This window comes from Pseudomonas ceruminis (assembly GCF_021602025.1).
GTDB classification, from domain to species: Bacteria; Pseudomonadota; Gammaproteobacteria; order Pseudomonadales; family Pseudomonadaceae; genus Aquipseudomonas; species Aquipseudomonas ceruminis.
Genome location: NZ_BQHW01000111.1, coordinates 1 through 230 on the forward strand (window position 1 = coordinate 1; position 230 = coordinate 230).

The following is a 230-nucleotide window of genomic DNA, read 5'->3' on the forward strand; positions in this document are numbered from 1 at the left end:
CGGGCCGTGGGTCCCGATAGTGGCGCCGCTACTGTTCTTGTACTGCAGGTACAACTCGCTCACCAGGTCTTGTGTGCCTCGAACATACGCCGATACGGTCAGCACTTGACCAGGCGCCATCGATACCCAACCGGGGTTAGGCAACGCGATATCCACGTAAGTCGAGCCAGACAAGCCCTTGGCGTCAACTCGCTGCGCCCGCCCCCGCGGATCGAGTGTCGACGGCACAA

General features: G+C 61.7%; 1 protein-coding gene. It reads right to left on the reverse strand.

From position 1 onward, the window contains the following. Window positions 1-230 (reverse strand): hypothetical protein (locus tag L6D80_RS30040; RefSeq protein ID WP_236183124.1); only part of this gene is annotated, 230 nt, incomplete at both ends.